Source organism: Ruegeria sp. Alg231-54, from assembly GCF_900143525.1.
In the GTDB taxonomy this organism is placed as follows: Bacteria; Pseudomonadota; Alphaproteobacteria; order Rhodobacterales; family Rhodobacteraceae; genus Ruegeria.
Window position 1 is genome coordinate 214,424 of the sequence record NZ_FREZ01000007.1, and the last position, 21,900, is coordinate 236,323.

The 21,900-nt window shown below is 52.2% G+C and carries 21 protein-coding genes; 8 read left to right on the forward strand and 13 right to left on the reverse strand.

The window, feature by feature from the left end; translation table 11 throughout:
* Positions 1 to 115: 115 nt before the first annotated feature.
* On the forward strand, positions 116 to 1,129 hold the full coding sequence (locus tag DHN12_RS14460; RefSeq protein WP_108860832.1) for a GlxA family transcriptional regulator: 1,014 nt from the start codon (positions 116 to 118) through the stop codon (positions 1,127 to 1,129).
* Positions 1,130 to 1,326: 197 nt separating this feature from the next.
* Positions 1,327 to 2,253, forward strand: coding sequence for a DMT family transporter (locus DHN12_RS14465; protein ID WP_108860833.1), 927 nt, complete (start codon positions 1,327 to 1,329; stop codon positions 2,251 to 2,253).
* A gap of 204 nt (positions 2,254 to 2,457) precedes the next feature.
* Here DHN12_RS14465 and DHN12_RS14470 read toward each other — a convergent pair whose 3' ends face one another.
* Positions 2,458 to 3,048, reverse strand: a complete 591-nt coding sequence (locus tag DHN12_RS14470) for an isochorismatase family protein (protein WP_108860834.1) — start codon at positions 3,046 to 3,048, stop codon at positions 2,458 to 2,460.
* 18 nt (positions 3,049 to 3,066) lie between these two features.
* Positions 3,067 to 3,795 carry a pirin family protein gene (locus DHN12_RS14475; protein ID WP_108860835.1) on the reverse strand — a complete coding sequence of 243 codons (729 nt, stop codon included), beginning with the start codon at positions 3,793 to 3,795 and terminating at the stop codon, positions 3,067 to 3,069.
* 90 nt (positions 3,796 to 3,885) lie between these two features.
* On the opposite strand from DHN12_RS14475, the gene DHN12_RS14480 reads away from it, so the two are divergent.
* The gene (locus DHN12_RS14480) at positions 3,886 to 4,788 is read left to right on the forward strand and encodes a LysR family transcriptional regulator (RefSeq protein ID WP_108860836.1); all 903 of its coding nucleotides are present in this window, start codon (positions 3,886 to 3,888) and stop codon (positions 4,786 to 4,788) included.
* 225 nt (positions 4,789 to 5,013) lie between these two features.
* On the opposite strand, the gene DHN12_RS14485 is transcribed toward DHN12_RS14480, so the two are convergent.
* Positions 5,014 to 5,709: an alpha/beta fold hydrolase gene (locus DHN12_RS14485; RefSeq protein WP_108860837.1), complete on the reverse strand. Its 696-nt coding sequence runs from the start codon at positions 5,707 to 5,709 to the stop codon at positions 5,014 to 5,016.
* Between the two features lie 815 nt (positions 5,710 to 6,524).
* Here DHN12_RS14485 and aspT point away from each other — a divergent pair.
* The gene (gene aspT / locus DHN12_RS14490; RefSeq protein ID WP_108860838.1) at positions 6,525 to 8,225 is read left to right on the forward strand and encodes an aspartate-alanine antiporter; all 1,701 of its coding nucleotides are present in this window, start codon (positions 6,525 to 6,527) and stop codon (positions 8,223 to 8,225) included.
* 107 nt (positions 8,226 to 8,332) lie between these two features.
* Here the strand turns inward: aspT and DHN12_RS14495 are convergent, their stop codons facing one another.
* The 5 genes from DHN12_RS14495 to DHN12_RS24635 form a co-directional block, all read right to left on the reverse strand.
* Positions 8,333 to 9,964: a bifunctional aspartate transaminase/aspartate 4-decarboxylase gene (locus DHN12_RS14495; RefSeq protein WP_108860839.1), complete on the reverse strand. Its 1,632-nt coding sequence runs from the start codon at positions 9,962 to 9,964 to the stop codon at positions 8,333 to 8,335.
* Between the two features lie 531 nt (positions 9,965 to 10,495).
* Positions 10,496 to 10,960 (reverse strand): hypothetical protein, encoded by a 465-nt coding sequence (locus tag DHN12_RS14500; protein ID WP_108860840.1) that lies wholly within the window; start codon positions 10,958 to 10,960, stop codon positions 10,496 to 10,498.
* A gap of 255 nt (positions 10,961 to 11,215) precedes the next feature.
* Positions 11,216 to 12,550: a HAMP domain-containing sensor histidine kinase gene (locus tag DHN12_RS14505; RefSeq protein WP_108860841.1), complete on the reverse strand. Its 1,335-nt coding sequence runs from the start codon at positions 12,548 to 12,550 to the stop codon at positions 11,216 to 11,218.
* Complete coding sequence (locus DHN12_RS14510; RefSeq protein ID WP_108860842.1) at positions 12,550 to 13,209, reverse strand: response regulator transcription factor; 660 nt, start codon at positions 13,207 to 13,209, stop codon at positions 12,550 to 12,552. Before DHN12_RS14510 ends, DHN12_RS14505 begins: the two co-directional genes overlap by 1 nt.
* A gap of 38 nt (positions 13,210 to 13,247) precedes the next feature.
* Positions 13,248 to 13,913, reverse strand: coding sequence for a PepSY domain-containing protein (locus DHN12_RS24635; protein ID WP_199913512.1), 666 nt, complete (start codon positions 13,911 to 13,913; stop codon positions 13,248 to 13,250).
* 198 nt (positions 13,914 to 14,111) lie between these two features.
* On the opposite strand from DHN12_RS24635, the gene DHN12_RS14520 reads away from it, so the two are divergent.
* The gene (locus DHN12_RS14520; protein ID WP_108860843.1) at positions 14,112 to 15,230 is read left to right on the forward strand and encodes a hypothetical protein; all 1,119 of its coding nucleotides are present in this window, start codon (positions 14,112 to 14,114) and stop codon (positions 15,228 to 15,230) included.
* A gap of 258 nt (positions 15,231 to 15,488) precedes the next feature.
* Here DHN12_RS14520 and DHN12_RS14525 read toward each other — a convergent pair whose 3' ends face one another.
* The 4 genes from DHN12_RS14525 to DHN12_RS14545 all read right to left on the reverse strand — a co-directional run bounded on the left by DHN12_RS14525 (position 15,489) and on the right by DHN12_RS14545 (position 18,805).
* Positions 15,489 to 15,677 (reverse strand): hypothetical protein, encoded by a 189-nt coding sequence (locus tag DHN12_RS14525; protein WP_159090038.1) that lies wholly within the window; start codon positions 15,675 to 15,677, stop codon positions 15,489 to 15,491.
* Between the two features lie 1,118 nt (positions 15,678 to 16,795).
* Positions 16,796 to 17,854 (reverse strand): adenylate/guanylate cyclase domain-containing protein, encoded by a 1,059-nt coding sequence (locus tag DHN12_RS14535; RefSeq protein ID WP_108860845.1) that lies wholly within the window; start codon positions 17,852 to 17,854, stop codon positions 16,796 to 16,798.
* Complete coding sequence (locus DHN12_RS14540) at positions 17,851 to 18,240, reverse strand: DUF1987 domain-containing protein (RefSeq protein ID WP_108860846.1); 390 nt, start codon at positions 18,238 to 18,240, stop codon at positions 17,851 to 17,853. The genes DHN12_RS14535 and DHN12_RS14540 overlap by 4 nt, the downstream gene beginning before the upstream one ends.
* Positions 18,241 to 18,250: 10 nt before the next feature.
* Positions 18,251 to 18,805: a SiaB family protein kinase gene (locus DHN12_RS14545; RefSeq protein ID WP_108860847.1), complete on the reverse strand. Its 555-nt coding sequence runs from the start codon at positions 18,803 to 18,805 to the stop codon at positions 18,251 to 18,253.
* A gap of 120 nt (positions 18,806 to 18,925) precedes the next feature.
* On the opposite strand from DHN12_RS14545, the gene DHN12_RS14550 reads away from it, so the two are divergent.
* The 3 genes from DHN12_RS14550 to DHN12_RS24835 all read left to right on the forward strand — a co-directional run bounded on the left by DHN12_RS14550 (position 18,926) and on the right by DHN12_RS24835 (position 21,558).
* Positions 18,926 to 19,303: a hypothetical protein gene (locus DHN12_RS14550; protein ID WP_159090039.1), complete on the forward strand. Its 378-nt coding sequence runs from the start codon at positions 18,926 to 18,928 to the stop codon at positions 19,301 to 19,303.
* A gap of 25 nt (positions 19,304 to 19,328) precedes the next feature.
* Positions 19,329 to 20,783: a SpoIIE family protein phosphatase gene (locus DHN12_RS14555; RefSeq protein WP_159090040.1), complete on the forward strand. Its 1,455-nt coding sequence runs from the start codon at positions 19,329 to 19,331 to the stop codon at positions 20,781 to 20,783.
* A 568-nt stretch (positions 20,784 to 21,351) separates the two neighbouring features.
* Complete coding sequence (locus DHN12_RS24835) at positions 21,352 to 21,558, forward strand: hypothetical protein (protein ID WP_234416649.1); 207 nt, start codon at positions 21,352 to 21,354, stop codon at positions 21,556 to 21,558.
* Here DHN12_RS24835 and DHN12_RS14565 read toward each other — a convergent pair.
* The coding region (locus tag DHN12_RS14565; protein WP_108860872.1) for a hypothetical protein at positions 21,484 to 21,900 on the reverse strand (417 nt) is incomplete at its 5' end. The genes DHN12_RS24835 and DHN12_RS14565 overlap by 75 nt on opposite strands.

A 21,900-nucleotide genomic window follows, 5' to 3' on the forward strand; every position in this document is an offset into this window, starting at 1 on the left:
CGCTAACACCTCCAGCGAACTTCGTGCCTTTGAAGACTGCACGACATTTTTCGTTTTGCGTGAGTGGCGGAACGGCTAATAAGGGGGCAAATTCACCACTTTGGGAATTTTGCCGATGCCATATTCGGTTCAAATCGTTGCCACCCCAGAAACCAGCGCCTCCAGCGTGTTTGGCCTGTACGACACTTTGGTGGCCGCTGGGCGGGACTGGGAACATTTGGTGAGCGGCGAGGAGCCTATGCCGGTGTTTGACGTCAGTCTCGTTGGCCCGAACATTGAAGGGTTTCGTTGCGGAAGTGGCATATGGATCGTGCCAGACCAGACATTTAAGAACGCAGACGACGCTGATATTATTGTCGTACCTGGACTGACACTTTCACCGCACGACCGGCTCGACCCCGAACTACATCCTTGTTTAGCGTGGCTTGCTAAGCGCGACTTGGCCAAGACGCGTATCGTGTCAGCCTGTACAGGGGCGGTCTATTTGGCGGAAATAGGTATTTTGGATGGGTTTGAAGCGACCACACATTGGGCTTGGGAAGGCCTTTTTCGAAGGCTCTATCCGAATGTGCGGCTCCGCATCGACCGCGGCCTTTGCTTTGCCGATGCGTCCCGCGGACCCGTTACGTCGGGTGGGACAACCGGGTGGCAGGAACTCGCAACGTTCCTGATCGCGCATTACGGCGGCACGCAAAAGGCGGTGCGGGCAGCAAAAGTCTGGCTTATGGCCAACCGCGGAGAACTTCAGTCACCATTCAGTTCAATGATCACTACGGCACCTCATGCTGACGCCATAATCTCACAGGCTCAACTATGGATTTCCGACAATTACTCCGTCGATAACCCAGTCGCAGAAATGGCTAAACGTTCCGGGTTGTCGCCAACTACGTTTGCACGACGCTTTCGCAAAGCAACGAGTAAGTCACCGCAAGATTACGTTTTGGCGCTGCGAATTGAAGAAGCCCGCCAGTTGCTTGAAACTACCGACTGCTCCGTGGTGGAGGTCGGAGAAGCAGTCGGATATGCCGATACGCCTTCGTTTAGGAGGTTGTTCAAACGAAAGACAGGACTGACTCCTGTCGAACACCGCACAATGTTCGGCCTGTCTCGGTTCTCAAACTACTCCTGATGGACGGTGTTTAAGATTGGCAATCCTATTGATCGCTTAGGGCTCGGTGTCGCTTTTCACGGCCTTACACATAAGTGACTGCTCGCTGCCCGAAGCGGGCATTCTCAACTAGGCTTTGCATTCTCTTAGATGCGGACAAAGCTGTCGTTCTTCGAATCTCTAAAGACGAAATAGCAAATGCGTGATAGCTCCAGATTATGGCAACGACATCTGCGCGAAATCGACCGTCCATCCCTTACGCATTTGCAGTTTTTGGTGTTCTTTTTGCTTCAATCTGTTTCGGACTAGTTCCCTATTTCAGCCGCAGCCTGACCGAACAGGGCGTCGCACCCTATGCAGTCGCATTCTACCGCTACATTGTTGCGGCGATTCTTCTGCTTCCTGTTCTCATTTTGCACCGAAAAGAATGGCGAGAGATCACTTGGGGCCTTTCAGCTGGAGCCGTGATGGGGCTTGGGTGGATCGGGTATGTAACGGCGCTGGAGAAGTTGCCCGCATCGACAGTGGGTGTGCTTTACATGACCTATCCAGTATTCACTCTGGTCATTGCCTGGGCCGTGTTCGCTGATGCACCAACGAGGCGCGCATTGTTGGCCGCTGGTCTGATTGTGGTGGCAGCCGTCATTGCTGGCTCGCCCGCATCAGTGCCTGCGGAGCATCTACCAACTCTGCTGCTATCCCTTGCTGCCCCATTTGGGTTTGGCTTCGGAATCTGCGTGCTCGTACACAGGTTGTCACGGATTGCGCCGTTGGCACGCATCGCGTCAGTCTCTCTGGGGTCTGTACTGGGTCTTGCGCCGCTCATCCTTGGCGCTGAAGTTGGAGAGTTGCTCCCAGGGGAACAATCCGATTGGCTTCTCATTGTTGGTATTGGACTTGTCACCGCGTTCGTGCCCCAACTTATCTACACGATCTGCTCGCCTGTAATTGGGGCTTCCCAAACTGCGGTGGTCGGAAGCATAGAGTTACCCACGATGTTTGCTGTTGGATTTCTAGCCTTTGGCGAAACCATTACTTTACCTCAAGCCTTGGCATGTGCGTTAGTCCTGGGTGCAATCGCGATCACTAGAAGCCGCAAGACACGCACAGTATCTGCCGTTCTCGCGAAATCGCCGAAGCAGTAGTACCGGGCTCAGATTTACCATTTTTTACAGTCAGTTTGATAGACTGGTGGCAGCCCAATCCGGACCTTCGCAACTAGACTTTGCAGTTTCGTGCGCAAAGAAAAGGCCATTTGCTACTTCATTCTGAACGGCATTCAAACGCGAATCGCTGCCGCCCTGTGATAGGGCGGCCGCTCCCGTATCGTTTGTGACGGATCGGAGAGTTTATCCGCGGCTCAGGATTTCCTCACCAAGGATCTGCATGATTTTCTGGCCGGTCTCGCTAGCCCAATTGACCGCAAGCTCTGCCAGCAGCGCGCTGGTTGTGGTGAGGTCAACACCGCCGCGCTCCATCTTCCGGAACGCCATCTCATCCGTCAGCGCAGTCGGGGAACCGGAGGCATCGACCACAGCGGTCACAGCAAAGCCTTCGTCGGCGGCGCTGATTGCGGGCGGGGCAAGGCACACGTCGGTGGTGATGCCTGCCATGATGAAATGCTTGCGTCCGGTGTTGCGGCAGGCATCTGCAAAGGCGCTGTCATCCCAGCAGTTCACTACGCCGGGGCGTTTGATACGCGCGGCGAAGGCATCTGGCGCGATCTCTTCCAGTGTGGGCATCAGCGGCCCCTGCATGTTGTCTTCCATGCTGGAGGTCAACACCAGCGGCATGCCAAGCTCGGTCGCCGTCCGCGCGAGGGCGCGGGTGTTAGCTTCGATCAGATCGCGGTCAACGGATTTTGCCCAATTCATTGTGCCGACCTGATGGTCGATCAGAACGATGGCTGCGTTGTCGGGGGTCGTTTTCGGGGAGGTCATGTTGATGTCCTTTTCTGGTTAAGAGATTTCGGAAGCAGGCAGATCGAAGATCAGGAGTTCGGCTTCGGCTGAGACCGTAATCTCCAGGTTTCCGGAGCGGAGCAGTCCCAGCCCATCTCCTTTGCCAAGGGGGAGGCCAGTAACAGTTGCCTCGCCTTCGATCATAAAGATGTAGAGGCTGCGATCAGGGCTGTGCGGATTGAAACTCAGCACGCCGTGGCGGTCCATTTTGCCGTAACTGAGACGCACTTCCTGCTGTACAACAAGGGAGCCTTCGGCACCGTCGGGCGACAGCACCAGCTGGAACCGATTGGTGTGGTCCGCGGTTTCCAGCTCTTTGCTGGAATAAGCCGGCGCCAACCCTTCGAATTGCGGCTCGAACCAGATTTGCAGAGCTCGCATCGGCATTGTCCGCGAGTTGTTCACTTCGTTGTGGAGGATACCGGTGCCAGCGGAGATCACCTGAAGGCCCTTCGCTTTTACAGTGCCGTTGTGAACGGGCACCACCGGATCGATATGCGACACCTCTCCGTCTACCATGAAGGTAACCACCTCGACATCCTGATGCGGATGCAGGCCAAATCCCTTGGCGCCGGGGGACAGCGTGCCGTCATCGATTGTGATCAGCGGGCCGAACCTGCGCCGCCCTGCTTCCAGATGCGGCTTAAACGACATATACGCTTGCATGAAGCCGAAGTCCTTGAACTCTCGTGTCGCGGCGGGGTGGTAGACCGTATCTGTCTGCATTTCTCATATCCTGGCCTGTTCGCTGGGACAGAATTTAGGGACTCCATTCGTTCTGGAAAATGATCCCTTTGTTAACTACTGTTCGTAATTATGAACGATAGATTCTATTCCTGCGCCAAGGCCCTGGTGGCTACTGTTCGTGCTGGCTCGATGAGTGCAGCAGCGGCGGAGCTGAACACCACGAAATCCTCGATCAGTCAGAAGCTTGCGCTGTTCGAAGCTGAATTGGGGCTGGTATTGCTGGACCGGTCAGGTCGGGCGGTGACCCCGACCTCAGCCGGGCGCAGAATATTCGAGATCTGCACGGGGCCTGTTGACGCAGCGCTTGAGGCAGAGGCAGAGCTTGGCTTCGCCAGAGGCGGGAAGATTGCTGGTCGAGTGTCGGTCTCGGGCCCCAATAGCCTGCTTGGCACCGTATTTGTCCCGCTCCTGACTGGGCTTCAATCCCGCTATCCAAATGTCGAACTTGAGCTTCATGCAGACGATTCCAGGTCGGATTTTGCGACAGAAGACATCGATCTGGCATTCAGGACCGGCCCCGCCGATAAAGGACGGTTCATCTCGGCAGCCTTACCGCCAGCGCAGCGGGCACCTTACGCGAGCCCGCTGCTATTGGAGCGGATGAGAACCGTCAACCAGCCTGCTGATTTACTCTCGGTGTCATGCGTTTTGCGCACACAAGAATCAGGCAAATGGCTATTCAAGAACGAAGCAGGTCAAAGTGAGGCCGTTGCGCCGCCCGTCGGCTTGCGAGTCAATACGATGGAGCTCGCAATTACAGCAGTTTTAACGGGGCATGCAGTTGCCATGCTGCCCACATTGCTGGCGCAACAGGATGAACGCGCTGGCAACCTCGTGCGCCTTCTTCCTGAATGGTCTACCGAACCAGTTCCCCTGAATTTACTTTGCCGCCTTGAACGCTTGGCCGCTCCGCAGGTCGCTGCGGTTCGGCAATACGTTATAGAGGCACTAAAATCCGCACATCTGTTGTAGCCAGTCAATCTCGACTGAGCTGTATGACGGTACGTGGAATCCACTCAGCTCAAATCAACAAGCCGCTAAAAATTTAATGGTGCGAGACCTCCTGGTTGACGTATTGATGTGCAACATCTTCCCCGAAGCGGTGGTTGAAGTAGGACAATCGGGAAGGAAGCAATAACCACTCCTATGCGGGCGAATTCGCTGTCCGCGCGCTCGTGCAGGAGCCGGCGGCCAAGTTCAAATTGCGGACATTAGCATTCGGGCCAAGTCGTCAGGCCTATCGATCATCACGTAGTGCCCGAATGGCACCGAAATCGCCGTCCACCCCGACTGATGTTGATATCGCTCGAAAAATGGTTGGCCAAGCCCTGGGACCCAGCCGGTGGCATAGATGTAGGTCCGCTTTGACAGCTCGGCTCCGCCGCTCACCAGTTGAATCGGTTGCTCAAGTGTCTTGATTGGTTGGGCGACATTTCGGCGGTCCACCCACGCACAGTCTGCTCCATTCACCGAAAAAGCCTCCGCTGGGCCCGGCGCGACTTTGCCATCGACGGCACTATCACGAAGCCCTGCCGCGATATCCGCAGGCAAAACATCCAAGGCCGCCTGCCCATCGTCCGGCACGAGCGCATCGAGGTACACAAGTGAGCGAATGTGGTCGGGCGCTTTATCCGCCACTCCGGTGACAACCATGCCGCCATAGCTATGACCGCACAAAACAATGTCAGAGAGTTCTTCGCACTTGATTACCCCTAGGACATCTTCGATATGCATGGCCAGATCGGTTTCGTCACTCACGAGGTGAGCACGTTCACCCAACCCTGTCAGTGTCGGGGTGAAAACGTCGTGGCTCTCCTTGCGCAGAAGGGCGGCTACGCGAGCCCAGCACCATCCCCCTTGCCACGCTCCATGGACCAATACAAATGTCGCCATAACCCGCCCAACTCCGCCGATACTGTAATGACATTAGATTCAACAGGGCCGCCTCGTCCACAGCATCGTTTGGACGTTCAGCGCCGATCCCTTGCATTTAGTCGCTACCACTCTGGACGGGCCGCAGAATGCATCTGACGACTGCGATCCATTTCTTTTTCGAATGCGCGAGCATCTGCAAAAGCACACTTCTGAAATGAGTTCAGAGGCACCATTATCCGCAATCCGTTCGATTGGCTAATCTCAGCCTGAAGCGGACATTGGATTTGAGGCGCACTTGTCGGGTCAGCGCAAAAAGCTGCCAGCTTGGATGACCGTCTTTTCCCTAGCGTAAATTTGTTGGTTGTTTTCCAATAGACTCAAGAAAAGTTGCACGCCAACAACGCCGCCATATTCTCGGAACTGAAATTCTCAGAGAAAGAGACTGAATACTTAACTGCGTTTATGAAGACGCTGTCCTGTACATAGTCGCCCGAGGTTCAAACTTATGGCTTCATTCCTGCAGATCAGGTCAGAAAAACAACCGCCATTCGCTGCAACTTACGTGAATATCTGCAGCATGTCCGAAGGGAACACAAAAATCCATCGAGATGGCCAAAACTCACTCCCCAAAAAAACAAAGAGTGAATGGCGTGACCTACATTCCAAGAAATAGCTTTTTAGGTTCCAAATGAATCTGCCCTTCAAAAAATTTTGTTCCAAGTACTTTCGAAAAGTTCGCACCCCGCCCGTCGTCTAAATTTTTTGTTTTCAATACAGTAAGGCGCTGTATCTTGAACGGAAAGGACCACCGTTGGGACGCGGGAGATTTCACAATGGAATTGATTACAGAACAACTGCGCGCCTTCCCGATCATGGCACTGTTTCTTTGTCTGGGTCTGGGATACGGCGTAGGGAAGTTTCGGGTCGGCAAGTTCGAACTGGGGGGCATCGCTGGCACGTTGTTGGTGGCGGTCTTCATTGGCCAGATCGGCGGTATCAACCTTAGCACCGATGTTCAGAATGTTTTCTTTTCCCTCTTTATATTTATGGTCGGCTATAATGGCGGGCCTCAATTTTTTGCGGCCTTGAACCGAACTGCGCTGACCAAGTTACTTGCCGCGTTTATGATGACCCTCTGGGGGTTGTTTTTTGTTATTGTTGTTGCCCGGTTGGCCGGCTTGGACAAAGGGTTGGCGGCTGGATTGGCCGCTGGTGGTCTGACACAGTCTGCAATCATCGGCACCGCTGGAAATGCCATCGATCTGCTTGGGCTGGCCGCAGATGAGGCAGAAAAGCTAAAAACCAACATCGCCGTAGGATACTCGGTTACTTATATCTTCGGCTCGATCGGCCCAATATTGGCAGTTAGTGTCATTCCAATCATCATGCGTGTCGACCTGCGGCAAGAAGCGATTAAGCTGGCTCAGAAACTCAGCGGCGGCGGTCGCAAACTAGAGGAAGGTGAGTTCCTTCCTATGAACCGGTTTGACGCCCGAGCCTATCAGGTAAATGCCGATGCAACCATTGCCGGAAAAACCGTCAAAGACATCGAAAGCGGTTATGATGGTGATCTAATCGTTGAACGGTTACTCCACGATGGCGCTCCTGTGGATCCGAATCCTGAAACAGTGGTCAATGCCGGAGACGTTGTGGTCGTCTCTGGCCTCGTAGCGACTTTGACCCAGTTCGAGCGTAGCGCCAGTGGTGAAATCGGAGAGTATCCTCCTGAACTGACGGTTGTAGAGGAACGTCGTAACGTAGTGGTCACCAACCGCAAACTGACTGGCAAAACGTTGGCAGAATTGAGCGAGGCTCTGACAGCGGATCAGAGGCGCGGTGTTCACATCTCAAAGATCACCCGCATGGGCCATGATGTCCCTGTCCTGCACAACACCGAGATACACGCAGGTGACGAGGTCAGTATTGTCGGTCACAAGGACGATCTGAATCGAGTTGCGAAAGTTGCGGGCTACGTTCCGCCTTCGGCCTCGGTAACCAATTTCATTGCATTGGGGATCGGCGTCGCCATCGGCTTTCTGATAGGAGAGATCAGTTTTGTCATCGCAGGAACCAAGGTGGCTTTGGGGTCCGGCCTCGGTTGCCTAGTTACAGGGTTGATCATCGGCTACATGCGCATCCGCCGACCCAAGATCGGCGGTATTAACCGTGGGGCCGCGAATTTCCTTCAGAGCTTTGGATTAGCTGTGTTTGTTGGTGTCGTTGGCCTCAATGCAGGCAAGCCCGCACTAGAGGCGATTCAGGAATACGGGATCACGCTGCTGCTGTTGGGTGTAGTGGTTACTTTGATGCCCATGATCGTGCAGTTCCCAATCAACTATTTCGCCCTGCGTATAAAAAACCCGATTGAGGCCTGTGCGGTTGTGACCGGATCACGCTCGGGCAATCCCGGTTTTGCGACACTATTGGAAAAGGCCGGAAACTCAACTCCCACACCAGCCTTCACCATGACCTATGCCGTGGCCAACATCTTCCTGACGCTCTGGGGACCGTTGGTTGTGGCTTTTGTTCCGTGAGTCAAATCGGAAATGGGCGCAACAACCGTGGTCCTAACTTGGAAGGGTGGGATCAGCGTGTGTGCCAATCATCACGCTGATCCTTTCCTCTTTGCTATTGCTAGATCTCAACCGTGCAAAGGCAGTCCTTTCGAGGCACGGTAGGCCTGCACGTAACCAGTGGCCACCGCGCGCACCGCTCTTCCGATCTGGCGGTAAGCGCTATCATCCAAATTGGCGAACGATACCCGCGCTGACCAGTTGGGCGCGTCAAAGCCCGATCCATTCAGCAAAACGATCCCGTGGTCCTGAGCCAGTTTGAAGGATATATCTAGCGGGTGGACATTCTCCTTAATCCATTCGACCACCTCTTCGCCCACGTATTTACGGAGCCAGAATTCGAAGTCGATGATACCGTAGTATTTGTCGAATAGCGGGTTATCTGGAACTTCGATGCCCATCCCTTCGACCAATTCGTCAAAGCGATGTTTCAGAATACCCCAGCAGAATTTCTGATAGGCCTTCTCTTCGTCAATAAGCTCGACCAGTGAAAACAAAGTCATCATCACCTGCTGCGGGAGTGATAGACCTGCGGTGTGGTTCAGCGCAACATCGCGGCTGTCGGCGACGATCCGGTCGATGAACTTGAACGAGGATGGATCAGGCGTCAACGTTTCGTACCGGGCGTTGACAACGGCTTTGGTTTCGTCCGGAGCCTCCGCAATCATCTTGTCGAAGATGTTGTTCTCGGCCACCAAAATCGCGCCCAAGCGCCAACCGGTGCAACCAAAATACTTGGAGTAGGAATAAACCCCGATGGTGTTCTCAGGCAGATGCCCCAAGATCGACTGAAAATTTGGAACGAAGGTCCCGTAAACATCGTCAGTCAAAATAATCAGGTCCGGGCGGCGGTTCTTTACGAACTCGACAAGCCGAGTCGTGACCTCGGGGCTGATAGCGACTGAAGACGGGTTGCCCGGGTTGACCAGAAATAGTGCTTTGACTTTCGGGTCGGACAAAAGTTCGAAATCATCGTCGTTCAGTTGAAATTGGTCCTCTTCTTTCGAAGATACATCCACTGTTTTCAGCCCATAGTCTTCAAGTACCGGCATTTCCAGATAGGGCGTGAAAATCGGTGTGCCCAACGCAATGGTGTCGCCGGCATTCAGCAACCGCTGGTTCTTGAGTGCCTTGAAGATATAACACATCGCAGCGGTTCCACCCTCAACTGCGTAGATATCGAACTTCGCATCCGGTCGGTGCCCCGCGCACATCGCCCACATAACGTATTCGTGGACAATCGCCTCGTTGTGCTCCATGCACCGGTCGGGCATCGGGTAGTGGTCGCCGACAATACCGTCGGTCAACTCGAGCACGAAATCATCCGGTGCAAAACCAAATTTTTCAATCGCAAAATCCACTACGGCTACCAAAGTTTCCGCACCTGGAGGGCCGTTTCTTTCGACCGATTTGGCACAATATGCTTTTAGCCGGTCATAACAGCCTGGCCCCTGCGGCATCCCAGCCAGACCGACCTGCGGCTCATTAAGATGGCGCTGTGCTTCTGTCATAGCGAACTGCCCTAAAAGGAAAAATGCCTCCCGCGCTTTAGTGGCGATCCAGTTAGGGTTCCCTCGACCGGCATTAAGGTATGGCAGAGCCATCTGCCGCGCCTCTTTTTGCGCCAACTTGATAAGTTCGTCTTTGATCTGGAAAGGACTTAGGTTTTCAAATTTTTGCAGGTTGAGCGATTCTGGCATGACATCAAATCCTTGCGTTAAAACAGATGCGTAGTTTAGCGGATCGCATGCAAGGCAATGTGTCAATTAAAACAACAATAATTGAAGGGAACGGCGTAAAACCGAGGACTACGAGTCTTCGTTACAGCCTTAGCTGTAACCATTTTGCAGGGCAGACAGAGTGATGGAAATTGCGCCGAGGCTTTGGGCTCGGAGCTGACGTCCCACGAAATTTTGCAAAGTTCGCTATCTGCGCATCGCCGACCTTAGTGTGCAGAAAAACATTTTTGAACTTTCGGCTTATGGTGGCCGCTGAACGAATATTCAGGAGTGGCCGATGTTCGGACGCAGCGGGTGGTTGGCTGACGAGGGCACAACCGCTCCATAATCACGACTTATGTTAGATCTCGATATCTCGGCCTTACATGTGTCGCGCGACCATGAACAAGCAATCGGGCAGAGTACATCAGTGATGCACTTTTCGGATGGTGCAGGCGAGCACCAAGCAGCCTCGGACAGCAGTGAAGCCAGATCACTCAGTTTCACCAAGTGTCACCGTGTGGTTTTACCCTCAAATTGTGCGCCATCGGTCTCAATCGCTTTGCTCTCAAAGTTAGACAGAAGCTTTCGGGACGTTTTACCTCTTGACCTTGCCAGTGGCGCAACGGGCATGTACTGGCTTTGGAAATCCGCAAGCTGCTGCGGTCTGACCAAGAAAGACTCCCCCCCGCCATGTGAAACTGTACGAGATCCGAGCAGGCCCAACTTACACCAGTGCGTCACAGCCTGAGCCTTCCAGCCCGTCAGTTTCGCAACATCATTGGCGGTCCAGTCTTTTGATAGCCACTGCGTCCCAAATTCGCGGTCGATATCGGAAACTAAAATATGAAGCTCTCCAAGTCGCATGTCTTTGTTCGCAACCACAGGCTTAATAGCGCCTGAGGAGATTTGTCGTAACACATGCATCAAAGCAACTCGATCTGTTGTGCGCCTCAGGTTGAGTTGATTGAACGGCATGGTTTCTCCAGCTTGAGCTTGAGTGCAGTTTCGAATGTTTGTTGTGAGATCTTTTAGGCATTCACTGTCAATGCAACCATCAACCAGTGGAGGACGTTATTCAGCGGTAACCTCGTTGATCAATTCTGACGCGCGAAGCAGGTCAAACTGCTTTCTGGTAACACCAAGGTAGCCTCCGGCCTGTGAGCTCACAGTCCGCGGACGAAGCTACCCTTCAGTTGCGGGAGATCAAGGAACGGTTCGAGCCCAATACAATCATGTTAGCGATGAAATAAATACATGGCTGGCCAATCCGCCAAAGTTTGTGGACTTCTCCAGATTCAACTTGCAGCCGTAAGCGTTCAACAAGTCGACTGTTATTGCCAAACCCAATCCAGTGCCGCTGACAGAAGTGTCCAGCCGCCCCCCGGAACGAAGCACCCCCTCACGTGCAACTTTCGGAATTCCAGGCCCATCATCCTCAATGCAAATTTCAATGCCGCCCTCAACACGTTTTGCAGTGAAGTGAGTTGTCGTTCGACACCACTTGAGCGCGTTGTCGAGGAGGTTTCCAATCACTTCTTCAACGTCCTGAGTGTCCATTCGGACCTGAAGCCCATTCTCGCAAACTGTTGTCAGTGATTTTCCTTCGCGCTCTGCCATCACCGAAAACAATCTGGATAGCCTGGCGACTGAATCCGAAAGATCGGTTCGCGAGTGCGTAAGTTCAGCTGTGTTTGACGCCCGCATGCGCGCAAGAGAACGCTTAAGCTGAGCATCAATCCTGTTCAGCGCCTCGTCGGCAGGTTCAGTGTCTGCCCCTTTATCCGACAAACTTGTCAATTCGTTTCGCAGTATTGCTGTAGGCGTTTTAAGCGCGTGCGCCAGGTCAGCTGCTTGCCGTCGGGAACCAGACACGATCTCGCGGTTTCTGTGCAGCAATTGATTGAGGTCCTCGACAAGTGGTGAAACCTCTTCTGGATAGTCTGCCGGTTTCAGATCGTCTCCCTGATCCCAGCGATGCGCCACATCTGCGCGCAGTTTCCTGAGGGGGCCAACAATTGCAGACATCAACAAAAGTGACCCCGCAACTCCGATCAGACCGACCAACCCAAAAACCGGCAGCAAATTGTTCTGCGCGGCCCTGCGTTCTCTGATCAGTTCAAGCCTGCTTTCAGCGACCGTCACGCCCCATTCGGTTCCGTCTTCGAACGTGATTTTTTGAAAGACACTGCGAACGGCCTCATTATCTGGGCCAGAAGTGTTCCAGGTGATTGCCTCTTCACTCGGATGTGCAGGTTCGGATATTGTTTCATCAAAGAGCGAAGCGGATGTAAATGTAGCCCCATTTCCATTCGTCACCTGCCAGTATCTGCCTGAAAAAGGCGTTCCATAGGCCGGGTCGAACATGAGATCACGCAGAGCCTCCGGGGCGTCCGTCGTTGCGCTCAGCCCGACAACGAGTTGTGTGTGCCTGTCGCGCAGCGTCTCATCGAACTGCTCCAGGACACGGGTATTGATGTACGAAAACACGACCAAGGTTCCAACGCCGACAGAGAGTGTGCCAGTGGCGAGGCCGCCAAGCAAAGCGCGTTGGCGAAGCGATAACATCAGGCGGAATCGATCATATAACCGCGCCCTCTGACCGTTGTAATAAGGTCGGAGCCCAGTTTTTTACGCAGCCGGGTTATGAAAACAGCAATAGTGTTCGAGTCACGGTCGCCGTCGTATTCGTAAATGTGCTCTGACAACTCGGTGCGCGACACCATGCGCCCGATATTGTGCGCAAGGTATGTCAGGACTGCGATCTCTTGCGCGGTCAAATCGACGGGAATTCCGTCAACACTAACCCGTCCGTTTCGTGTATCGAGGGAGACATCGCCCATTTCGATCACTGGATTCAACTGACCGCTCTGTCTGCGCAGGATTGCGCGGACACGTGCTGCAAGCTCGGGCATGTGAAACGGCTTGGTCATGTAGTCATCCGCGCCCGCGTCAAGACCATCCACGCGCTCGCTCCAACCATCGCGAGCCGTCAGGATCAATACAGGTGTCTTGACGCCTGCGCTGCGCCATTCGCGCAGGACAGAAATACCATCGCGTTCCGGCAACCCAATGTCGAGGATAATCATGTCGTAAGGTTCAGTCGCACCCATGTGCAAGGCGTCAGTTCCATTATTGGTCACATCTACCACGCGACCTTCTGCACTTAGAAGTTTCTTAATCTGCTCGCATAGCTGCGGCTCATCTTCGGCCAGAAGTACTCTCATATTCAAAAACTACAGTCACAACGGGTTTAGTTTAAGCACTATTTATTACCGTTGCCGTTACCATTGCCGTTTCCGCCCCCGTTACCACCGCCATTGCCGCCCCCGTTACCACCGCCATTGCCGCCCCCGTTACCGCCGCCGTTGCCATTGCCGTTCCCGCCAGAGTTGCCACCCCCATTACCACCGCCGTTGCCGTTACCGCCGCCATTACCGCCGCCGTTGCCGTTACCGCCGCCATTGCCGCCGCCGTTGCCGCCGCTGTTGCCGTTACCGCTGGCATTGCCATTGTTTCCGTTGTTTCCACGGCTCGCAGATGCGCCACGGTTACTGTTGGTATTGCGACTATTGTTGGCATTGGCGGGGTTCGAGCGGGCTGCATTCGAAATTTGACGACCAACACTGGATCGATTGGAAACGACCGTTCCTGTCTGGGCATTCACAATTACACTGACAATTTTTCCATCAGGCTTTTTGACCAGAATGCGATAGTATATCTGATCCGCCTGAAACGCACGCGCATCGACCGGGGTGCCGCCATAGGCTTTCTCGACACCTTTGATAACCCGATTTAACCGGATAGTTGCACCAGTCAGGGTCGCCTTGCGCAGTTCACCTTGCTTAAGCTCACGTGTCTGTGCTGCCGCTTCGCCAATGGGCAAAGCAACAAGCAAGCTTGCAACCACCAAGAACGCCTTCGCACGCATGAAAGTCCTCGTAATTCCCGGCTGGAGACTACGTCGTTCGACATGAACCGATGATGAACAAGCAGTTAGCCCTGCGTTCAAGCACGCTCAAGTTAAATGGCAACCAACTTTGAAGATTCTTACTTGAATCAAGACGATTGAACACAGCGAATTGGTTCGAGGAACTGATGCCCGCTGATTTCCACGTAGGAGGTTGATATGAAGACCACCAGTTTGGGACTGCTAAAAGCATCTACTCTGGCAATCGCGTTGCTGGGATCAGCAGCCATAGTCGCCACCGTTGCCGTGCCGGATGTTGCCTTTGCAAAGGAAGGTAAAGGCAAAGGAGGCGGAAAAGGTAATGGTGGAGGAAACGGCAAAGGCGGCGACAACGGAAACGGTGGAGGCAACGGCGGAGGAAAAGGTAACAGTGGTGGCAAAGGGAACTCTGCCAACGGAGACCGTGGTGACCACAGTGCCGCCGGCAACAAAGGCGGGAAAAAAGGTGCCGACAAAAGCCGCAATGGCCGAAGTGCTAAGGACTCTTCTGTCGGCAACTCGAAGTCAAAATCTTCACGCTCGGCTTCGGGCAAGGGCGGTCGATTTTCCTTGAAGGATATCTTTAGCGGCAAAGGTAAGTCGAAAACGGTCGCCACCTCCAAGAAAGGCTCGACCACTAGCGACAAACAAACGCCGAGCACGCGCAAGAAGCGTTCGAAAACTGTAATTGTCGAGGAATCCATTCGGCCAGCCGTCCGAACCAAGGGCAATAAGATGGCAGCACTTCTTGGTGCTCACCCTTCTGAGTTAGGAGCGCTAAACGCAGCCAATGCCAGCGCAACTGCATTAGCAAACGCAGCACCTAATTCCCGCGTAGGTCGAATTGCCAACTACCGAGATACCGTTCTGGCCGGAGAACCGCTGCGCGAGGAGCTTGCGGAACAATTGGAAGAACTCATCGGATTGGAACCTCCAGAGCGGACAATTCCGGAGATAGAAGAAGATCTGCGCACCGCACTGGATGATGTGCAGGAGAATCGAGAGAGGGTCGAAGGCCTTGAACAGGATCTCGAAGACGCCGGTGGAACTGACCCTGAGATCGAGGAACAGCTGGAAGAAGCGCGTGCGGATTTGGACAGTTCGGTCGATGAAGCGCAGGACCTGAACGATGAACGACAGGCTGCCGTCGAATACGAAGAAGCGACTGAACAAGTGCAGGAACTCGCTGATTTGGTTGAGGAACAGGAATTGGATGAGCGGGAAGCCTTGGAAGCCGCGGCCAACAAACCAGTCACAGATGCCGTTGAAGAAGAGGTTAAGACGCTGTTGGGCCTGTAAGGAAAGATCTCTGCCTCTTCCCGTCAATCAACTCGAAGTGCTGACCACTCACGCAAGCACTAAGCGCCGGGCCAGCCAAATGTTTCCCAAGGATGAGAAGCGGCTGGCCCGAAGTTCATTGAATTCACCAAAGGTTACGTCTTTTTTCCTGGGGCGTACAAAAAAGAAACCCCGCCCCAAACCGGAGCGGGATTCAGTTATCAATTCCAATATTTAGGACGAATATCGGGAATTGTTTGGGGGTCTGCTGAACTGCCTTCAAACGTTGTTTTGTGCCTCGAAAAGCCGCTTGTTTTTGACAATTTCAGTTAATGCATTTTCGATAGGAGGGAAGCGACCACTGCTCGATTTGGTCGTGGTTGACAAACGTGTTACGACAATTTTGTCGGAGGTTTGCATCACAGCTGTTGTGCTGGACTCTTCAATCACAAAGGCAGACTTGATCATGCGTTTCCCCTTGTCAGCGATCAAACGGTTTACCACTCGTTCGACCCAACATGAGCACTATGCCTCAGTTTGTTTGAACACTCTGAGAATACATTGTTCACGTTCCGTTAATGTTGTTCGCGAAATAAAGACAACGGAATAAGTGGGCGACTAGGTGGACGAACGGCATGCTGCCTTGGCACTTTAGTAGGGTCGTGCGATGACAATCTCAGAACATGGTTTCCGTTCGTGAACAATCTACAGCATTGGAAAGCAACTCTTCGCTGATGAACTCGCCAAGACGAGTTCAGGAAAATAGATAGGCAATAAACAAAAGAGGGCGCTGGGAATGAAAAGCAATGTTGGAATTCTGGCGGTGGCATTGACCATACAGGGCGCGTCAATTGCAAATGCAGATCACAGCCTGTGGCGCCATAATGTTGGGCACGTTAGTGGGGCTGACGCTACCGCTCCAATCCATGTGAAATCCAAATCTGGACATTGTCCGCCAGGCTTGGCGAAAAAGGCTGTCCCGTGCGTACCGCCTGGACAGGCCAAGAAATAACGTCGCGGGGATTACATCTATGATGGGTTTGTCCGTATTGATGATCCCAGCCGTTGGGGACTACGGCGCAATGGATATTACGTGCGAGCGGGAGACTACGTTTACGAAGTAAACCGCGAAACACATGAGGTGCTGAACCTGATCGGTGCAATCGCCGACATTCTTAATTGAGTGCTTTGGCTACTTCTTGCCTTTGGCTCAGTTTGTGTCTACCCGGTCGCCTTGCAGCAGCCGGCTGTTTGGGCGCGATGCGAGCCCTCTTTGCAGGGTGCATCGATTGGTTATTATGGCACTGTGTGGTCTTGCAATGAAATCTGGTTGCTGCGGCTGAACTCGGCAGCTTTGAGTCCGATTTAGAAATGGTCCCAAGCTGACACCTTCAAGCTCGGCCAAGTGCATGCGAAGAGTGATGGCCGCGGTACAGCAAGAAAAGCCACCGTCTTATCGCGGCGCATTGAGGCCGGTGGCATCTATTTAATTCTGCGAACATAACTGACCTTGTCTACAGCATAGCGTAATTCTTGAATATTCCAGAGATGTTGCCGAAACACTTTCAAACACTGGCTGCCCGACTTCAGTGTTCGTTTTTGCGGAGTGTAGCAAGCGCCAACTTGAGTATTTCTAAGCTCGCGGCGCGTTCTTCTGATGTCATTGAGCTCGGGTCTAACACCATTCGAAAATTCGGGTTTTCGTATACAACTTTTTCTGCGCGCGGTCTCGAATTCTTTTGACCTAAGACACGGTAGGTCATGACAGGTTGAGCCACACCCTTTACCTGGATGGCGCCGACTTTTTCTGTTTCTACTTCGTGGTTTACGTGCGCCCAAGTTTCGTACGAGATATAAATTGCACCCTCGTCGGCTTGATGCTCCAACCTAGAAGCTACGTTCACAGCCCCACCAATAATGGTGTAGTCCATACGGTCGTCACTCCCAAAGTTTCCGACAGTACAAAAGCCGGTATTGATACCAATACGGCATTGTAACTGTTGTCTAATTCCTTGACGCCTCCATTTTGCCTGCAACTCTGCCAACTTGTCTCGCATTGCAATTGCCATTCTCACGCATGCCAAAGCATCTTCCCGCACACCTTTAGTCTCCGGGTCTCCAAAGAAGACAAGGATTGCATCGCCGATAAACTTATCTATCGTCGCACCGTGTTTCAGAGCGACTTCCGCCATTTCAGTCAGGTAGCTGTTCAGGAGTTCTGTTAAATCTTCCGACTCCATCTGATCCGTAAGCTCTGTGAAGCCGGCGACGTCCGAGAAAAACACTGTCAGCTTTTTTCGCTTACTCGCGAGTTTAACTTCTTGGCGACCGGAAAAGATCGAGTTGTAGACTTGAGGCGATAAGTATTTGGCAAGCTTTCCTGACAATGCCTCAAGCTCTTGGTTTTTTTTGGTAACTTCTTCGGCGGCGATGCGCTGTTTTTCGGCTAATGCATTCAGTTCCCGCTCGTTGCGATCACTCAATCGCATCATGCGCCGTGTGGTTCTGAGCAGCTTTCTGTATTCTCCGACAAGGTTTTCAATTGACTTGCGCGTTTCATCATTCGGAAATTGTCCACTGTTTAACGCTGCTTCCGCGACTTCCAAAGCCTCATTCTCGCGAACAAAGAGATCGTCGATAGTCATCGATCCAACAACTTTTCCAGTGTGAATTTGGCATGTTTCAAGTCTTCCCCAAACTCCTCCCCAAGTTCTTCCATGGTCTCGTCTTCGGGGTCGTGAAACCAAAAGACGTCAACGCTTTTCCCCGCCTCAGCAGCGGAATCCAAAAGCTCCATGATCATCATGATGGCCTTGGCGCTGGACGAATTGAAATAGATGAGTTCAAATTCAAAACGACATTTGGATATTGAGCCATCCGACAACCAACTTTTCAAAGCATCAAACAACGGGTTGTAGAAGGTCGTAACATCCTCAGGGTAGGACTCCCCAATCAGTTTGAGGTGGCCAACGTCAAAATCGAACGCGACGGCCGGAGTGCGGTTTGTTGCCGGGATATCAATATTTTGCATTCGTACCCTCTTAAACCGTCGCTTTGAGTGCGAAGAATGCGTGCTGATCGTCAATCCGCATAAAATCAAATTCGATTGGCTTTGACGCTCGACGCGCAATTTCAATTAACCCGATACCTGCACTATTGCCGACAGCGTCAGTTTCTGACCGGAGTTGGTCTTTGTATGCGGCCCTAAGTTCCTCACGATTCATGGCGCGTAGTTCTGAAAGCCGTCTTCGCATGTTGTCTACGTCACTCAAAAGGATCAGATTGCCCGCATGAACTACATAGCCGCCGGCTTCGTTTCCGATGGTCACAATGCCGTAACTTATGTCCAGCACCTCAGTCTCACCGTCGGTCGGTAGCCGTTCAACAGAATATCTGATGATGTTCTGCATTTGCTCGACAAAAACAGCGAAAACGCTTCGGAGAGTTTTGGTGTCAGCATCTTCAGACACTAATTTCTGCTTTAACGCATCGCCAACACCACTGAGGATACCTTCAGTTACATAACCACTGTATGCAAAGACAACGCCTTGTCGGCGCAGGTTGGCGCGTAGTTCGTAGACTTCGCTTGCAAGCATCTGTTCCCCTTGGTCATGCTTGGGTGGCACCAAGTTCAATTCAGGCCTTAATATCATAAGATACACATTTATGCATTTTTAGTGTATCAATTGTGCAGTGTTATTAGTGGGGAGGTTAGCATGATTAGGCTATTGTGTATGGTCGCCGTAGTAATATCGTCCAACCCGGCAGCAGCGGCCGACATTCCAACTGAAGTCAAGGCAAAGCTCCAATCCGCCATGATTTCACATGTTGATGGAGTGATGGTCGACGGTTCTTACACGTATCTGGACACGACCACCAACGCGTTTGAAACCGTTTATCCTGCAAATGTTCATCCAATGGTTATTCTTGCGGGAAGTGACTATTTCGTCTGCTCTGAAATGATAACCGAAGGTGGCGACACCGTGACCGCAGACTTTCTAGTTCGGGAAGTTTCCGGGGACTACAAAGTTGTACAGATGATCGTCAATAATCGTGGCGCTCTTCAGGCGGCGATGAAGAACATCGGGAACTAGATGCCAAACACTGTAGAGGCGTTTAGTGCATAAACTCTGGACCTTCTTAAAGCGCCGAATATTCCTGAAGCATATTCTGGCGACCCTCCTGCTCGGAGGCGTGCTAAACGCCATTGTGCTTCTCTTTTACTATGAATTCAAAAGGCAAGCTCAATCAGATCAGGTTGCCGCGGAAGTTGCAACGATTGCCAATCGTATCGCGCGCCCGTTGGCGGAATTGGTTGAAGCAGGAAATCTTGCGCAAGCAACGAGCCTGCTGGCGGTCTATTCGGGTTTTCCTTACGTTATCTGCGCTGAACAGAGTTTAGAGCAAAGCTCAGAAACTCTGGTTTCCTGGCCTGCTATAGGATGCGACAAAATAAAAAAACCTGGCTTAGACATCGTCGTTACTGTTCCTACGGCAGCGGGGCCGACCACGATGTTGGCCCGAATTGATCAGGAGATCTTGAACAATGAGCTAAGGACAGAAGTAGGGGTTGTGGTCCTTCTTGGAATTCTCGGCGGATTTGCACTGATCTTAGCAGGCGCTGCTGCATTTTTGTGGCTCATCAACAGACCTCTCGGCCAAATGTTGAAAGCCATCGAAAGATTTGAGCGATACGATGACCCTCAGATTGTCCCATACGAGTCGGAAGATGAGATTGGCAAAGTAGTTCAAAGCTATAATTCAATGCTGGATAGAGAGGTTGAACGAGTCAACGAAATCCGAGAGGCGCACCATCAGATCGTCGCAAGCGTAAATTATGCCACGCGAATTCAACAGGGTTTGTTACCCACGACAAGTCAGTGTGATGCCGCATTTGCCGATTTTGCTGTTAAATGGGAACCTCGCGATTTGGTTGGAGGAGATATCTACTGGATTAAGTCGGATGGCCCAATTTCGACGCTCGCCGTAATTGATTGTACAGGTCATGGCGTTCCTGGGGGCTTCATGACTATGTTAGCAATCGCTTCTCTCGAGCGGCTCTACTTCGAAAATGAAACGCTTAGCCCATCGCTGGCACTGTCTAAGTTGAGCGATTTGACGCGTGCACTTCTAAATCAGGATACAGCAAACGGGGCTTCCAACGACGGCATGGACGCTGCGATATGCCAGATCGATTCAGCAAAAGGGATAGCGACGTTTGCAGGTGCGCATATGTCTCTTTTGGTCAAATCCAATACCGGCATTGACCGAATCCGAGGTGACAAGCTGAGCATTGGGTATGTGGATACTCCAATTGGCCCAAAATTTTTCGAACACGAAGTTCAATTGGATCAAATCACAGATTTTTTTGTTTCAACTGACGGCTTGATTGACCAATTAGGTGGAGAAAAACGTTTAGCTTTTGGTTTTCAGAGAGTTGTATCTGTATTTGAACAGGAAGAGTGGTCGTGTTCGGAAGAGCTATTGTCGGCTATTCACAGCGCTTTTCAAGACTATAGTACGAATGAAGAACGTTTGGATGACTTGACCATGATTGCTTTTCGCACTGCCTGAAATGCTGATTGAGATGTGTTTGTGAGGTGCGACGCCCTCCGCTTATCCGTAAACGTTGATATCTACTCCAGTACTAACTAAGGCTTTGTTAGGCGTTATGAAAACTGAGGTGACGTCGATTTTCCTCGCTGAACAATCGCTACAATAGACTGACCGTTCTACAGTGCGCTTCGGTGGCATAGGTGCGGCCGCGGGATCGTCATACTGAACCTGAATGGCCGCTTTTTAAGTTTCCCATGAATAACTTTGCGACTGCAAATAACGGCAACTTCCCGTCCCGCGTGTCACTGTGGCATATCTGCATTGGGCTGCGAGCAGTCGCTGATGCTAGTCGCAGAGAACGTCGGCATTGATTCCGTACCTTTCGTGCACTGAACATACACAAATTGTAGATATTTTCGAAGAGAGGGACTTCACTCCTGCGTGGACACGCGATGTATTGTCGGACGAACTCTTTGATGAGTTAGATAGTGCAATAGTACAGGGTTTCAGACCGGATGATTTCGACTTAGCGGAGCTTAAAGTCGCATTTTAGGCCTCCCAAACTGGCGATGTTTCTAATCAAGCATTGTTCGATATTCTAGCAACAGACGCTGCCACGAAACTAGTCCATCATTTGGAGTTTTGGAGTGTCGACCCAAATGCACTGGACGACGGGAACTTCTCAAAACCGGTAATTCAACAAGACCCAACTGTTGTCCTAAATCAGTTTCTTCAAGGTGAAGGTTTCAGGCTGTTCTGCCTGACATGCCAAAACGGCCTCGATGGCTTTTGAGGACCCACTCAGATCAAGTTCTACTTCAGCCCCACTTTCACCAATTATCGTGACGCTTTGGCGTTTCCCGAATTCGGTTACAAACGCAGGGTTGTCGAAAAAGGCATACCCCCCGGGGACGCCATTTTTAAAAACACCTACGGCTTCGCCTTCAAACTTTGCGTCACCAAAATCGAAGTTCACGATACCGGTTGATCCGTCCTCAATCTGAACCCAGGCCGGATTGTAAGCGGCGAAGAAACCGCCAGCCTGATTGGGCGCGACGCCAATCTCAACTGTCATGTCGCCTTCGAAGGGCTTCCAAGCGAGACAGCCATTTCCCTTCTCGGGGTCGATTAGAAT